The following is a 14300-nucleotide window of genomic DNA, read 5'->3' on the forward strand; positions in this document are numbered from 1 at the left end:
CGGCGTGCCGGTGCGTCAGCGGATGCCGACGGCGGCCAGGGCCGCGCGCTGGGCGCCGGTGATCTCGCTGCCCCAGAGCACGTAGCAGACGCCGCCGGTGCCGGAGCGGACCGCGCCCGCGGCGTCGTAGCGCTTCGTGCGCAGCCAGATGTTCTCCCACTGGCGGCGCTTGTAGACGTGCCGCACCGCCGGGTTGTCCGGCGAGGCCGGGTCGTTGGCGACGACGTCGCCGTCCTTGGTGAAGCCGACGACGGTCATCAGGTGGCCCGAGGTGCCGTAACCAGCACCGTCCAGCTCCGCCTCGATGAAGGACTGGGACGTTATCAGCGGGATGCCGGCGGCCACGAGCAGTTCGGCGTCGGCGAGCGAGCCGAGGCGGGTGACGACGCCGTGCATGTCGCGGTACGTGCTCGCGTAGGCGGTGTTGAACGGCCAGTTGCCGCAGCCCTCGTACTGGTAGTCGTACGTGAAGCGGGCGGCGTGGCAGACCTGCGGGTCGTCGAAGTCGGGGTTGACCCACTCCAGGTCCCCGGCGGTCGGCTTGCGGCCCCAGTACTCGATGATCATCTGCGCGGAGGTGGGGCTGCACCAGGCCTCGCCGCCGTTGTCGTACTCCGGGTAGCGGCCTACGTGGATGTTCTGCGAGTAGCGCGGGACGGCCAGTTCGCGGGAGAGCCGCGGCGTGCTCGCCGGGACCTCGAAGCGGTCCGGCACGTCGGAGCCCATCGCGCCGACCCGCCACACCTGCGGCGTCGCGTCGCTGCCGGGCTTGCGGTAGAGGGTGACCCGCAACTGGTAGTCGACCAGCCGCAGTCCGCTCGCGGCGTCGTCGACCGAGAAGGTGTCGGTCCAGATGCTGCTCCTGCCGTCCGACTGGTCGTCGACCGTGGTGCGGCGGATGTCCGCGTCGCCCGATGCCCAGCGGCCCATCACGTACCAGGGCGTGCGGCCCCCGTCGTTGTACGTGCCGCGCAGCTCGACCATCAGCCACGTGCCGGCCGGGGTGGCGGCGTTCCAGGAGGCGATGACCTCGGTGGCGGGCGGCGCGAGCCGGTGGACCGGGGAGGTCCAGGTGGCGTACTCCCAGGAGGCGGTGGTGCCGGTGTGCGGGTCGGCGTAGTCGGTACGGCCCGCGGGCCGGCCGATCACGATGCCGGGGCGGCGGCCGGTGACGACCTTCGTTCCGCGGGCGCTGCCGCGGCGCCAGGCCGGCGCGGAGGCCCAGCCGTGGTAGTCGACGAGGGAGCTGCCGAGCGGCGGCCGGCCGGCCGTGCCGCCAGGGGCGACGGGGGCGGGCAGCGCGGAGGCGGACGCGGCCGGGGCGGCACCGGCCGCTGCGGCTGCCAGGGCGGCAGCCAGCACGGTACGCCGTGACGCACTTCGGGGCATGGCGGACTCTCCAGTCGGTTGCGGCGCGTGCCGGGGGGCAGGCCACAACTATTCACCCTCGCTCTGCCGTTAGGAAGTCAATCCGTGCTATGAGATGGGTGAACATTGGTTCATACCACTGGTGTGACCTGGGGCGGAGAACGGCCCCGCGGGGCCGTCGCCGTAGCCTTGCGGCGATGAGCGCCACCCACGCCCCGGCGTCCGACCCCGCGCTGGCCGCGCTGGCCCGCGAGCTGCGCGGCCTCGCGCCGTCCTGCGGACCCGTGCGGCTGGTGGCCGTGGACGGGCACGCCGGGTCCGGCAAGACGACGTTCGCCGGCCGGCTCGCCGCGGCGCTGGACGGTGCACCCGTGCTCCGGCTGGACGACCTCGCGACACACCGCGAGTTCTTCGGCTGGACCGGGCGGCTGTGGCGCCAGGTGCTCGAACCGCTGGCCGCCGGGCGCCCGGCGGTCTACGACGCGTACGACTGGGACGCCCGCGCCTTCACCGCGCGCCGCATGCTGCCGCCGGCGCCCGTGGTCCTCGTCGAGGGCGTGGGCGCGGGCCGCCGGGAGCTGCGCCCGCACCTCGCCCGGCTGCTGTGGATGGAGGTGCCGGCCGCGGCGGCGTGGGCGCGCGGCCGGCGGCGGGACGGGCCGGGGCTCGCCGTCTTCTGGGACGGCTGGGAGCGGGCGGAGCGTGCACACTTCTCGGCCGACCCGTCCCGCCCGTACGCGGGCCTTCTGGTGGTGCGCCGCGAGGACGCGTACCGGCTGGTCCCGGGGCCTGCGCACGCCCGCTGACCACGCGGGGCGCACACCGTGCGTAGCCGGTCCCGGGACCGGCCGGAATATGCCCCTCCACGCCCCAACTCCGCTTGACCCAGGGGCAGTACAGGACTTACGTTCTCAGTGAGCGGGCCCCACCGGCACCGCCTCACGCGCGAAGCCCCCGATTGTTCCCCCGTGATCGGGGGCTTCGTTCTGTCCAAAGAGGGAACAATGGGATGACTTACGGACCGGGCGCCCCTCACCGACGGTCACCGCGTCAGGCGGCCGGGTCCGCGCGCGCGTCCGATACGTGCCATCGGCCCGCATCGCCGCCGCGGGTACCATGCGAACAGGCCGTCTTTGCCGCAACTCCCCCGTTTTGCAGGGGAGTTCGTGAGGGGCGGCCGACCAGCGACCCGAGGAGATCCACGGGGGAACGGTTGGTGGCTACGTGATGGACAACGGCGCGCGCGGGCCCGAGGGCCCCGCGGAGCTCGCCTGGCTGCGGGGCGTGGACGCCTACACCATGGGCGCGTACACCAGGGCCGAGGAGGAGTTCAGGTCCGCCGTGCGGCTGGACCCGCAGATGGCCGATGCCTGGCTGGGCCTGCACGCGCTGCGGGCGGACACCGCGACGGCGCTGCTGGAGATGTACCGGCACCGCGACCGCTTCGGCGAACAGCGGGCCCGCCACCGCCGCCCCCTCAACTCCTGGTACTGGCTGGGCTGGTGGGTGCAGCCGGTGCTCGACTCCGGCCGCGACCTGCTGCTGGCGCACGCCTCGCACTGGCTGGACGGCCGGCACGTCGCCGAGCTGGAGCAGGCGCTCGCCGCCTGCCCCCCGGCCGAGGCCGACCCGCAGGTGCGCTTCCTGCACGCCTGCCGCGCGTATCTGGTCAAGGACTGGGAGCAGCTCGTCCGGCTGACCGTGCCGCTGACGGACGACCCGCTGCTCGGCATCGAGGCCGGGCTCTTCGCCGGCATGGCCCGGGTCCGGCTGGAGATGTACGGGCAGGCCGTGCCGATGCTCTCCGCCGCGCTGATGCGCTGCCGCAGCGAGCAGCCGCAGCGCAAGGAGCTGCGCTACTGGCTGGCCCGCGCACAGGAGGGCTCGGGCCGCAGCGCCGCCGCGCTGCCGCTGTACCGCGCGGTGCACCGGATCGACCCCTCCTTCATGGACACCGCGGCCCGGATCGCCGCCATCGACGGCCTCGACGACTTCGACGGCCTCGATCCGGTGCCGGGTCTGGCGTCGGTGTCGCTGGGCGGCGCCGAGCAGGAGACCGCGCCGGGAGACCCCGCTCCCCCGGCGCCCGACGGCCGGGAGCTGGTGCCCGCCGACGAGGTGCTGCGCCCGCCGCCCCCGGCGGGCGGCTCGGGCGTGCTGCGCGAGCGGGCCCCGCTGCACGCGGGCTCCGCACACCAGCCGGCCGCCGCCGACCCGGCGATGCTCGCCGAGGCGCTGGCCGACCTCGACCGGATGGTGGGCCTCGACCCCGTCAAGCGGCAGGTGCGGGCGCTGTCGGCGCAGCTCAACATGGCGCGCCTGAGGGCCGGCGAGGGCCTGCCGGTGCAGCCGCCGAAGCGGCACTTCGTCTTCTCCGGCCCCTCCGGTACGGGCAAGACCACCGTGGCGCGCATCCTGGGCCGCGTCTTCTACGCCCTCGGGCTGCTCGCCAGCGACCGGCTGGTGGAGGCCGGACGGGCCGATCTCGTCGGCGAGTTCCTCGGCCAGACCGCGGTGAAGGCCAACGACCTCATCGACTCCGCGCTCGGCGGCGTGCTCTTCATCGACGAGGCGTACAGCCTCGCCGGCGTCGGCTACTCCCGGGGCGACGCGTACGGCGACGAGGCCCTGCAGGTGCTGCTCAAGCGCGCCGAGGACAACCGCGACCGGCTCGTCGTCATCCTCGCCGGCTATCCCAAGGGCATGGACCGCCTGCTCTCGAGCAACCCCGGCCTCACGTCCCGGTTCACGACGCGCGTCGACTTCCCCAGTTACCGCCCGCTGGAGCTGACCGCCATCGGCGAGGTGCTCGCCGCGCAGAACGGCGACACGTGGGACGAGGAGGCGGTCGAGGAGCTGCGCAGCATCTGCGGGCACGTCGTCGACCAGGGCTGGATCGACGAGCTGGGCAACGGCCGCTTCCTGCGCACGCTGTACGAGAAGAGCTGCGCCTACCGCGATCTGCGGCTGTCGGCCTACCCGGGGCCGCCGGGCCGCGAGGACCTCGCGACGCTGCGGCTGCCGGACCTGATGCAGGCGTACGGCGAGATCCTCTCCGGCCGGGAGCCGAAAGAGGAGCCGGACACCGGCTGACCCGGCCCCGGGCGGTCAGCCGACCGAGGCGGGCACGGACGCGGCGGCGGCGCCGTCCGCCGTGCGCTGCCGCGCGGTCAGCCGGTGCGCGGGGTCGCGCACCTCGCCGACCAGCAGCTCCAGCACGTCCTCCAGCGCCACCAGGCCCAGCACCCGCTCCGGTGCGGCCGGGTCGGCCACCGCCGCCAGATGGGACGCGCCGCGCCGCATCGCCGCCAGCGCGTCGTCCAGCGGCAGCTCCGGGCGCAGCACGGTCATCGGCCGGAACAGGTGCGCGGGCACGGCCCGTTCGCGCTCCTCCAGGTCGAGGACGTCCTTCACGTGCAGATAGCCGAGATACCTGGGCCCGGCCGCGTCGGCGGCGCCGGTCCCGCCGTCGCCGCGCACCGGGAAACGCGAGTAGCCGGTGCGTACCGTCAGCTCCTCGACCTGCCGCGGGGTGACCGAGGCGGGCACGGCGACCATCGACGCCGGGTCGAGCAGGACGTCGGTCACCGGCCGCGAGCCGAGGCCGAGCGCGTCGTTGAGCCGCCGCTGCTCGCCGTCGCCGAGCAGCCCGGCCTCGCGGGAGTCGGCGACCAGGTCGGTCAGTTGCTCGGTGGTGTACACGCTGGTGAGGGCGGAGCGCGGCTCCACCCGGACCAGCCGCAGGAGGCGCCGGGCGAGGGCGCCGAGCAGCGCCGTGGCGGGGCGGCACAGCCGGGCGAAGGCGACGAGCGCGGGCGCGAGCCACAGCGCCGCGGCGGCGGGGGCGGCCAGCGCCAGGTTCTTGGGCACCATCTCGCCGACGACGAGGTGCAGGCAGACGACGACGGCCAGCGAGACGGCGTAGCCGAGCGGGTGGATCAGGCCGTGGGGCACGTGGGCCGCGTGGAAGGCGGGTTCCAGCAGCGAGGCGATGGCGGGTTCGGCGAGCGCGCCGAGGGTCAGCGAGCAGACGGTGATGCCGAACTGCGCGGCGGCCATCATCTGCGGCAGGTGCTCCAGCCCGTACAGCACCCGGCGGGCGCGCGCGGAGCCGGCGGCGGCGCGCGGCTCGATCTGGCTGCGCCGTACGGAGACGAGTGCGAACTCGGCGCCCACGAAGAACCCGTTGGCCGCCACCAGCAGCGCCGCGAAGGCCAGGTGGAGCGCGTTCACGCGGCCCTCCCCGATGCCTCGCCGGTGACTGCGGCGGCGTGCGCCGGGGTTGCGCCGTCCGCGGTACGCACCAGCCGTACCAGCGCCGCCCGGTGGTGGTCGACGTGCCGGACGGCGAGCCGCCAGCCGGGCAGCACCGCCGTGTCCCCGACCGCCGGGATCCGGCCGAGCAGCGCGGCGACGAGTCCCGCGACCGTCTCGTACGGGCCCTCCGGCGCGGTCAGCCCGATCCGGCGCAGCGCGTCGAGGCGGCAGCCGCCGTCGGCGTCCCACGCCTGGCGGCCGTCGGCGGCCGGCGCGGACCGCAGGTCGGGGACGCCGTCGACCTCCCGGTCGTGTTCGTCGCGGACCTCGCCGACCAGTTCCTCGACGATGTCCTCCAGGGTCACCACGCCCGCGGTGCCGCCGTACTCGTCGACGACCACGGCTATCGGCTGCCCGCCGCGCAGCTTCTCCAGCAGCGGCTGCGCCGGGAGCGTCCCGGGCACCAGCAGCGGCGGCACGGCGATCCGTGCGACGGGCGTGCGCGCGCGCCGTCCGGCGGGGACGGCGAGGGCGTCCTTGAGGTGAACCATGCCGGTGACCTCGTCCAGCCGGCCGGCGTAGACGGGGAAGCGGGACAGGCCGGTGGCGCGCGTGAGGTTGAGGACGTCGGCGGCGGTGGCGGAGGACTGGAGCGCGACCACCCGAACCCGCGGTGTCATCACGTGCTGCGCGGTCAGCCCGCCGAGGGACAGGGTGCGGACGAACAGGTCGGCGGCGTCCGGCTCGATCATCCCGGCCTGTGCGGAACTGCGCGCCAGCGACCCGAGTTCCGTCGGCGTACGGGCCGACGCCAGCTCCTCGGCCGGCTCGACGCCCAGCAGCCGCACCAGCCGGTTGGCGGCGGTGTTGAGCAGCGCGATGAGCGGGCGGAAGAAGCGCGCGAACGCGGTCTGCGGCCCGGCGACGAACCGGGCGACGGCCAGCGGCCGGGAGACGGCCCAGTTCTTCGGCACCAGCTCGCCGAGGACCATCTGCGCGGCGGAGGCGAGCAGCACCCCGGCGGCAAGCGCGGTGCCGGGCACCGCGCCGGCGGGCAGCCCCGCGGCGGTCAGCGGGACGCGAAGCAGCCGGCCGAGCGCGGGCTCGGCGAGCATGCCGACGACCAGCGAGGTCAGGGTGATGCCGAGCTGGGTGCCGGAGAGCTGGAACGACAACTGCCGCAGGGCGGCCACGACACGGGCGGCCCGCCGGTCGCCGGCCGCGGCGGCCCGTTCCGCCTGGGGACGCTCCACGGCGACGAGCCCGAACTCGGCCGCCACGAAGAACCCGTTGGCCAGGATCAGCAGGAACGCCAGCCCGAGCAGCGCCAGTGAGGTGATCATCGGGCCGCCTCCGCGCGGGAGGCGGCGCCGGTACTACAGGAGGATCCGTCCATCGCCCTGGGGGGCTCACTCCTCGGGTCGCCGGGTGGCCCGGTGCGCGCGGCCCCGGGAGGGCCCCTTCGCGGGCCCTGCGCACCAGACTAGACACGACCCCGCGGGCACGGGGGGCGGACTCAGGCGCCGGACGCGCCCGTGCCGCGCTCCGCGGCCATCCCGGCGAGCGCGCGCGCGTCCTGCTCGGCCTGCTCCCGGGCGATGCCCGGCTGGATGCCCATGGCCGGCAGGCTCGTGCCGTCGGCGAGGTCGAGAGAGACCCACGGGTCGCCGGGCCGCAGGTTGACGCCGAGGATCTCGGCCCAGGCCAGGCGCCGGCTGTGGGTCAGGTTGGTCACGGTGACGCCGTCGTCGTCCGCGACCACCTTGGGCCGGCCGAGCACGAGCAGCCCGCCGAGGAAGAAGAGCCCGACCACGACGAAGCTGATCCGCTCCCCCGCGCTCAGGCTCAGCGTCATGCCGATCGCCGTGAGCGTGGCGAAGATGGCGAGGCCGGCGGTGACGAGCACCACCCGGGTGCGGCGCGGCCGGAAGACGACCGGCAGGTCGGCGGCGGTCACAGGCGGCAGGCGTGGATCGTCGTGGTGAGGATGGCCCGCGCCCCCAGCTCGTACAGCTCGTCCATGATCCGCTGGGCGTCCGCGGTGGGCACCATCGAGCGGACGGCCACCCACCCCTCGTGGTGCAGCGGGGAGACGGTCGGGGACTCCAGGCCCGGGGTGAGGGCGACGGCCTGTTCCAGGTGCTCGGCGCGGATGTCGTAGTCCATCATCACGTACCGCCGGGCGACGAGGACGCCCTGCATCCGGCGCAGGAACTGCCGTACCTTCGGCTCCTCCCGCGGCGAGCCGGTGCCGCGGACGACGATCGCCTCGGAGGTGAGGATCGGCTCGTCGATGATCTCCAGACCGGCCTGCCGGAGCGTGGTGCCGGTCTCGACGACGTCGGCGATGATCTCGGCCACGCCGAGCTTGATCGCGGTCTCCACGGCGCCGTCGAGGTGCACGACGTCCGCGTCGACACCGTGGTCCGCCAGGTGCTTGGCGACCAGCCCGGAGAAGGACGTGGCCACGGTCTTGCCGGCGAAGTCGGCGACGCCGGCGGCGGTGCCGGGGCGGGTGGCGTAGCGGAAGGTGGAGGCGCCGAAGCCGAGCTGCATGATCTCCTCGGCGCCGGCGCCGGAGTCGAGCAGCAGGTCGCGGCCGGTGATGCCGATGTCGAGGCGGCCCGAGCCGACGTAGACGGCGATGTCGCGGGGGCGCAGGAAGAAGAACTCGACGTCGTTGTCGGAGTCGGTGAGCACCAGTTCGTGGCGGTCCGTGCGCTGCCGGTAGCCGGCCTCATGGAGCATCGCCGACGCAGGCTCGGCGAGGGAACCCTTGTTGGGGACGGCGATGCGCAGCATGGTCGTGGCTCTTCCTGTTCTGCCGGTCGGCTGACGGGTGCGTACGGGGTCAGAGGTGGGCGTAGACGTCGTCCAGGGAGATGCCCCGGGCGACCATCATCACCTGCAGGTGGTAGAGGAGTTGGGAGATCTCCTCCGCGGTGCGGTCCTCGCCCTCGTGCTCGGCGGCCATCCAGACCTCCGCCGCCTCCTCGACGACCTTCTTGCCGATGGCGTGCACGCCCTGCTCGACGAGCCGGGCGGTGCCGGAGGTGGCGGGGTCGCCGGTGGCGGCCTTCCGCTGGAGCTCGGCGAAGAGCTCCTCGAATGTCTTGCTGCCCATGGTGCGCCCAAGTCTACGGGGTCCGCGGGAGCGCTCAGCGCCAGGGCTCGGCGACCGTGCGCAGTGCCGCGGCGGTGGCGACGGCGGCGGTGACCGCCTCGTGGCCCTTGTCCTCCACGGAGTCCGCGAGCCCGGCGCGGGCGAGCGCCTGCTCCTCGGTGTCGCAGGTGAGCACGCCGAAGCCGACGGGCACGCCGGTCTCCACGCCGACCCGGGTCAGGCCCTCGGTGACGCCCTGGCACACGTAGTCGAAGTGGGGCGTGCCGCCGCGGATGACGACGCCGAGGGCGACGACGGCGTCGTAGCCGCGGTCGGCCATCGCCTTGGCGGCCACCGGCAGCTCGAAGCTGCCGGGCACCCGCAGCAGGGTGGGCTCGGCGATGCCCAGCTCGCCGAGGGCGCGCAGGGCGCCGTCGACGAGGCCGTCCATCACCTGCTCGTGCCAGAGCGCGGCGACGACGGCGACCCGCAGGTCCTCGCAGTTCTTCACGGTCAGTTCGGGTGCGCCCTTGCCGCTCACGGCTCTCCTCGTTCTCTGGGACAGGGGAGGTTTCGGTGCTGATCGGTCACTGGTTGCTGCACACCGCGACGGGCGCGCCGTCCAGCCACGGCAACTGGTGGCCCATGCGGTCGCGCTTGGTGCGCAGGTAGCGCAGATTGTGCTCGCCGGCCTCGACCGGGGTGGGCTCGCGCCGGGTGACGGCCAGGCCGTGCCGCAGCAGGGCGTCGACCTTCTCCGGGTTGTTGGTCATCAGCCGCACCGAGGTGACGCCGAGGTCGGCGAGCATGCGCGCGCCCGCGGCGTAGTCGCGGGCGTCGGCGGGCAGGCCCAGCTCCAGGTTGGCGTCGAGGGTGTCGCGGCCGCGCTCCTGGAGCTCGTACGCGCGCAGCTTGGACAGCAGGCCGATGCCGCGGCCCTCGTGCCCGCGCAGGTAGATCACGACGCCGCGGCCCTCGGCGGCCACGCGGCGCAGCGAGGCGTGGAGCTGGGGGCCGCAGTCGCAGCGCTGGGAGCCGAAGACGTCGCCGGTCAGGCACTCGGAGTGGAGGCGTACGAGCACTCCCTCGCCGAGGTCGTCCCGGGTGACGTCGCCCATGACCAGGGCGATGTGTTCGACGCCGTCCGCGGCCGAGCGGTAGCCGTACGCGGTGAAGTCGCCGTAGGCGGTGGGCAGCCGGGTCGCGGCCTCGCGGTGCACGGCGGGGGCGTCGGCGTGCACGGCGGGGACGACGGCGGCGGCCGGGCCGGCGGGCGGCTCGATGACGGCCTGGGTGGGCTCGTTGGCGCGGCGGTGGTCGATGAGGTCGGCGATGGAGATGATCGCGAAGCCGTGCCTGCGGGCGAACGGCACGAGCTGCGGCAGCCGCAGCATCTCGCCGTCCTCACCGGCGATCTCCACGATCGCGGCGGCCGGCCGCAGCCCGGCGAGCCGGGCGAGGTCCACGCCGGCCTCGGTGTGCCCGTTGCGGACGAGCACGCCGCCCTCGCGGGCGCGCAGCGGGAAGATGTGCCCGGGGCGGACGAAGTCCGTGGCGACGGCGGCGGGGTCGGTGAGCAGCCGGATCGTGGTCGCCCGGTCCGAGGCGGAGACGCCGGTGCTGACGCCGTGTGCGGCGGAGGCGTCCACGGTGACGGTGAAGGCGGTGCGCATGGACTCCGTGTTCCGCTCGGCCATCTGCGGGATGCCGAGGCGGTCCAGCGCCTCGCCCTCCATCGGCATGCAGATCAGGCCGCTGCACTCGCGCATCATGAACGCCACGGTGGCGGGCGTGATCAGCTCGGCGGCGACGACGAGGTCGCCCTCGTTCTCCCGGTCCTCGTCGTCCACGACGACCACGGGCCGGCCGGCGGCGATCTCCTCTATCGCCAGCTCGACTGGGTCGAGGCGGAGGTCCTCCGCGTCCCGGGCGGGCTGCCAGGTCTGCAGGGCGGTCATGCGGTGGCTCCTTCCAGTGCCTCCGGCCGCCCGGCGGCGGGAGGGGCGGTGCGCCGGCTCGCGGTCCACCAGGCGCGCAGGCCGAGGAGGACGACGACGCCGTAGACGACGTACACGAGGGCGGAGAACTTCAGGTCGCCGGAGTACGCGAGGGGGACGCCGACGGCGTCGACGGCGAGCCAGGCGAACCAGAACTCGACCCAGCCGCGGGCCATGGCGACCATGGCGGCGACAGAGCCGGTGAACAGGTAGGCGTCGGGCCAGGGGTTCCAGGACAGCGACGGGACGGCCAGGAAGAGCAGCGCGACGGCGGTGGTGCCGGCCGCGGTGGCGGCGACGAGCCAGGCGCGCTCGGTCCAGGTGGCGAAGCGCACCTGTATCGCCCCGCTCTCGCGCCGGCCGCGCGCCCACTGCGTCCAGCCCCACGCCGAGACGCCGACGACCAGCAGTTGCTTGCCGACGCCGCCGGTGAGGCCGGCGGAGGCGTAGGCGACGACGAGCACCGCGCCGGAGAGCGCCTGGGCCGGCCAGACCGCCACGGAGCGGCGCCAGCCGAGGGCCAGGGCCGTGAGGCCCAGCACGTTGCCGGTCATGTCGGCCCACTTGATGTCCTCGCCGAACACCGAGAAGGCCACCCCGTTGAGGGAGTCCAGGGCGTTCACTCCCGCGCTCCCCCGGCGCGGGCGGCGTGCGGGGCGAGCAGCCGCTCGACGTACTTGGCGACGACGTCGACCTCCAGGTTGACCTTGTCGCCGGGCTGTTTGAGGCCGAGGGTGGTCAGCGCGAGCGTGGTGGGGATGAGGCTGACGGTGAAGAAGTCGGGGCCGGCGTCCACGACGGTGAGGCTGACGCCGTCGACGGTGATGGAGCCCTTCTCCACGACGTAGCGGGTGAGGGCGTCCGGCAGCGAGACGGTGACGATCTCCCAGTTGTCGGAGGTCTTGCGCTCCATGATCTCGCCGGTGCCGTCGACGTGGCCCTGCACCAGGTGCCCGCCGAGACGACCGCCGACGGCGGTGGGGCGCTCCAGGTTGACCCGGTCGCCCGGGCCGAGCCCGCCGAGGCTGGAGCGGTTCAGCGTCTCGGCCATCACGTCGGCGGTGAACTCCGGTCCCTCCTGGTCGACGACGGTCAGGCAGACGCCGTTGACGGCGACGGAGTCGCCGTGCCGGGCGCCCTCGGTGACGACGGGGCCGCGCAGCCGGAAGCGGGCGGCGTCCGGCAGCTCCTCGACGGCGACGACCTCGCCGAGCTCTTCAACGATTCCGGTGAACAACGTCAGCTCTCCTTGGTGGCGGGCGGCTCTGGGGCGGGTCCCGGCACGGCGGTCAGCCGCAGGTCGGGGCCGAGGTGATCGACGGCGGTCACGTCGAGGCGCAACGCCTCGCCGATCGTTCCGATTCCGGCGTCGGCGAGCGCGGCGGGCCCGGCGCCCAGCAGGACGGGGGCGAGGTAGCAGACGACCCGGTCGACGACGCCGGCGGCGAGGAACGCCCCGGCGAGCGTCGGGCCGCCCTCCAGCAGTACGGAGCGCACGTCCCGCCCGTACAGCGCGGCGAGCAGCGCGGCGACGTCGAGGCCGCGGCCGCCGGCGGCGCGCGGCAGGCGCACCACCTCGGCGCGGTGGCCGCCGCGGGCGGCGGCGGCGCCGAGGACGGCGGTGAGGCGGTCCATGGCGGCGTCGGCGGCCACGGCCACGAGGGTGGGCGCGGCGCCGTCGAGGATCCGGGCGCCGGGGGTGAGCGCGGTGCCCTCGGTGTCGGCGACGACGCGCAGCGGCTGGGTGGCGCCTGCCTCGGCGCGGGGTCCGCGGACGGCGAGCTGGGGGTCGTCGGCACGCAGGGTGCCGGAGCCGACGACGACGGCGTCGGCCTCGGCGCGCAGCCGGTGGACGTCGGCGCGGGCGGCGGGCGAGGTGATCCAGCGGCTGGTGCCGTCGGCGGCGGCGCTGCGGCCGTCCAGCGTGGCGGCGTACTTCCACAGCACGTAGGGGCGGCCGCGCAGCGCGGAGGTCAGCCACGGCTCGTTCCCGGCGGCGGCCTCGTCGGCGAGCAGGCCGCCCTCGACCTCGATGCCGGCGGCGGCGAGCGCGGCGGCCCCGCCGCCGGCCGCGGGGGTGGGGTCGGCGACGGCGTAGACGACGCGGGCGACGCCGGCGTCGGCCAGGGCGCGGACGCAGGGGCCGGTGCGGCCGGTGTGGCTGCAGGGCTCGAGGGTGACGACGGCGGTGCCGCCGCGGGCCCGCTCCCCCGCGTCGGCGAGCGCGGCGACCTCGGCGTGCGGGCCGCCGGCGCGGGCGTGGTGTCCCTCGCCGGCCGGTTGGCCCGCGGCGTCGAGGATCACGCAGCCGACGACCGGGTTGGGGCTGGTGTCGCCGAGCGCCCGGGAGGCGAGCGCGATGGCGCGGCGCATGGCGTGCGCTTCGGCTGGGGTGGCCACCCGGGTCCTCCTGCCTCGTCGGGCACGGACTCCGGGGCCTGTCTTGACGACAGTCACGGAACGCGATCACCGGGACGCCGACCGGGAGGCCGGTGGACCGCCCGGAAAGGGGCGGGCCGCCGCCGGCGGCGCACCTGTGGCATCCCGCCGCGCACTGCCTCCCATCCGGACTTTCACCGTCGGTCCAGGAGTTTCACCTGGTCAACCGGCCGCTGGCAGCGGCCGGGTCGCGGACTGTAACCGCCGGTTCGGATTTTCACCGACCCCGGAGTGCGCGTACGTCACTGGTACGCCTCCAGTCTGCCACGCGCCGGCGCGTGGCAATCCGCCGGACCCTGTGGGCTGGGTCACCTCAGCGAAGCCCCCGGGCGGCCCTCGGCGGCGGCGGGCACCACCCGTACGGGGGGTGCTCGGGGCCTCGCCAGGGCGGGTGATGGCCGCGCGGAGCCCCGGCTGTCAGGGTGACGGCCATGACGTCTGTGCAGGACACGGCGGCCTCCGGCGCCCTCGACGCCGCCGCGGAACGGATGCGGTCGCTGACGTGCGAACTGCCCCGGCGCGACGGGGTGGCGGTCTTCGGTTCGGTGTATCTGGCGGTGACCGACGAGGTGCGGCTGCACCTGGCGGCCGGCGGCTTCGCCGACGGGACCGCCGCCGCCGGGCTCGCCGCGGACTTCGCCGGCCGGTTCCTGGCCGCGGTGGACGACGCCGCGCAGGGCCGCCGGCCCCCGGCGTGCTGGCGCCCGCTCTTCCAGGCCCGGCGCCACCGCGGCGTCCACACCCTGCAGTTCGCGCTCGCGGGCATCAACGCCCACATCGGCTACGACCTCCCGCTCGCCGTCGTCGCCACCTGCCGCGCCCTGGAGCGCGAACCCGAGGACGTCGAGGGCGACTACGAGCGGGTGGGCGAGGTGCTCGTACGGCTGGAGGAGCGGATCCGCGAGCAGCTCATGCCGGGTCCCGACCTGCTGGACGTCGCGGATCCGCTCACCCACCTCGCGGGGGCGTGGAGCCTGGAACGGGCCCGGGACGCCGCGTGGGCGGCGGCCCGGGTGCTGTGGCGGCTGCGCGGACTGCCGGAGGTGGGCGAGGAGTTCACCGAGCGGCTGGACCAGTCGGTGGGGCTGGTCTCGCGCTGTCTGCTGGTGCCGCTGCGCGGCTGTGCCGGCGACTGA

Annotated in this window: 14 protein-coding genes and 1 riboswitch; of the genes, 3 read left to right on the top strand and 11 right to left on the bottom strand. The window is 75.0% G+C overall.

Going from position 1 to position 14300, the window contains the following annotated elements:
- Positions 1 to 15: 15 nt before the first annotated feature.
- Positions 16 to 1389, bottom strand: coding sequence for a peptidase C39 family protein (locus O7599_RS00805; RefSeq protein WP_281620090.1), 1374 nt, complete (start codon positions 1387 to 1389; stop codon positions 16 to 18).
- Positions 1390 to 1565: 176 nt separating this feature from the next.
- Between O7599_RS00805 and O7599_RS00810 the strand changes: the two genes are divergently transcribed.
- Together O7599_RS00810 and O7599_RS00815 are read left to right on the top strand one after the other, a co-directional pair.
- A complete protein-coding gene (locus tag O7599_RS00810) occupies positions 1566 to 2174 on the top strand; it encodes a hypothetical protein (protein WP_281620091.1) in 609 nt (202 codons plus the stop codon).
- A 421-nt stretch (positions 2175 to 2595) separates the two neighbouring features.
- Positions 2596 to 4461: an AAA family ATPase gene (locus tag O7599_RS00815; RefSeq protein WP_281620092.1), complete on the top strand. Its 1866-nt coding sequence runs from the start codon at positions 2596 to 2598 to the stop codon at positions 4459 to 4461.
- A gap of 15 nt (positions 4462 to 4476) precedes the next feature.
- Here O7599_RS00815 and O7599_RS00820 read toward each other — a convergent pair whose 3' ends face one another.
- The 10 genes from O7599_RS00820 to ribD all read right to left on the bottom strand — a co-directional run bounded on the left by O7599_RS00820 (position 4477) and on the right by ribD (position 13098).
- Positions 4477 to 5601, bottom strand: coding sequence for a CNNM domain-containing protein (locus O7599_RS00820; RefSeq protein WP_281620093.1), 1125 nt, complete (start codon positions 5599 to 5601; stop codon positions 4477 to 4479).
- Entirely contained in the window at positions 5598 to 6968 is a 1371-nt protein-coding gene (locus O7599_RS00825; RefSeq protein WP_281620094.1) for a hemolysin family protein, read from the bottom strand. Before O7599_RS00825 ends, O7599_RS00820 begins: the two co-directional genes overlap by 4 nt.
- A gap of 173 nt (positions 6969 to 7141) precedes the next feature.
- Positions 7142 to 7582: a PH domain-containing protein gene (locus tag O7599_RS00830; RefSeq protein WP_281620095.1), complete on the bottom strand. Its 441-nt coding sequence runs from the start codon at positions 7580 to 7582 to the stop codon at positions 7142 to 7144.
- Positions 7579 to 8427, bottom strand: a complete 849-nt coding sequence (gene hisG / locus O7599_RS00835; protein ID WP_281620096.1) for an ATP phosphoribosyltransferase — start codon at positions 8425 to 8427, stop codon at positions 7579 to 7581. The genes O7599_RS00830 and hisG overlap by 4 nt, the downstream gene beginning before the upstream one ends.
- A gap of 49 nt (positions 8428 to 8476) precedes the next feature.
- Positions 8477 to 8749, bottom strand: a complete 273-nt coding sequence (locus O7599_RS00840) for a phosphoribosyl-ATP diphosphatase (protein WP_281620097.1) — start codon at positions 8747 to 8749, stop codon at positions 8477 to 8479.
- A gap of 34 nt (positions 8750 to 8783) precedes the next feature.
- Positions 8784 to 9269, bottom strand: a complete 486-nt coding sequence (gene ribH, locus O7599_RS00845) for a 6,7-dimethyl-8-ribityllumazine synthase (RefSeq protein WP_281620098.1) — start codon at positions 9267 to 9269, stop codon at positions 8784 to 8786.
- A gap of 46 nt (positions 9270 to 9315) precedes the next feature.
- The gene (locus O7599_RS00850; RefSeq protein ID WP_281620099.1) at positions 9316 to 10686 is read right to left on the bottom strand and encodes a bifunctional 3,4-dihydroxy-2-butanone-4-phosphate synthase/GTP cyclohydrolase II; all 1371 of its coding nucleotides are present in this window, start codon (positions 10684 to 10686) and stop codon (positions 9316 to 9318) included.
- Positions 10683 to 11348, bottom strand: coding sequence for a nicotinamide mononucleotide transporter family protein (locus O7599_RS00855; protein WP_281620100.1), 666 nt, complete (start codon positions 11346 to 11348; stop codon positions 10683 to 10685). The genes O7599_RS00850 and O7599_RS00855 overlap by 4 nt, the downstream gene beginning before the upstream one ends.
- The gene (locus O7599_RS00860) at positions 11345 to 11962 is read right to left on the bottom strand and encodes a riboflavin synthase (RefSeq protein ID WP_281620101.1); all 618 of its coding nucleotides are present in this window, start codon (positions 11960 to 11962) and stop codon (positions 11345 to 11347) included. The genes O7599_RS00855 and O7599_RS00860 overlap by 4 nt, the downstream gene beginning before the upstream one ends.
- 2 nt (positions 11963 to 11964) lie before the next feature.
- Positions 11965 to 13098 carry a bifunctional diaminohydroxyphosphoribosylaminopyrimidine deaminase/5-amino-6-(5-phosphoribosylamino)uracil reductase RibD gene (gene ribD / locus O7599_RS00865; protein ID WP_281623669.1) on the bottom strand — a complete coding sequence of 378 codons (1134 nt, stop codon included), beginning with the start codon at positions 13096 to 13098 and terminating at the stop codon, positions 11965 to 11967.
- A 174-nt stretch (positions 13099 to 13272) separates the two neighbouring features.
- Positions 13273 to 13403, bottom strand: a riboswitch (FMN riboswitch).
- 192 nt (positions 13404 to 13595) lie between these two features.
- On the opposite strand from ribD, the gene O7599_RS00870 reads away from it, so the two are divergent.
- Positions 13596 to 14300 carry a DUF5995 family protein gene (locus O7599_RS00870; RefSeq protein WP_281620102.1) on the top strand — a complete coding sequence of 235 codons (705 nt, stop codon included), beginning with the start codon at positions 13596 to 13598 and terminating at the stop codon, positions 14298 to 14300.

The sequence above is a fragment of the Streptomyces sp. WMMC500 genome, from assembly GCF_027497195.1.
GTDB lineage: Bacteria > Actinomycetota > Actinomycetes > Streptomycetales > Streptomycetaceae > Streptomyces.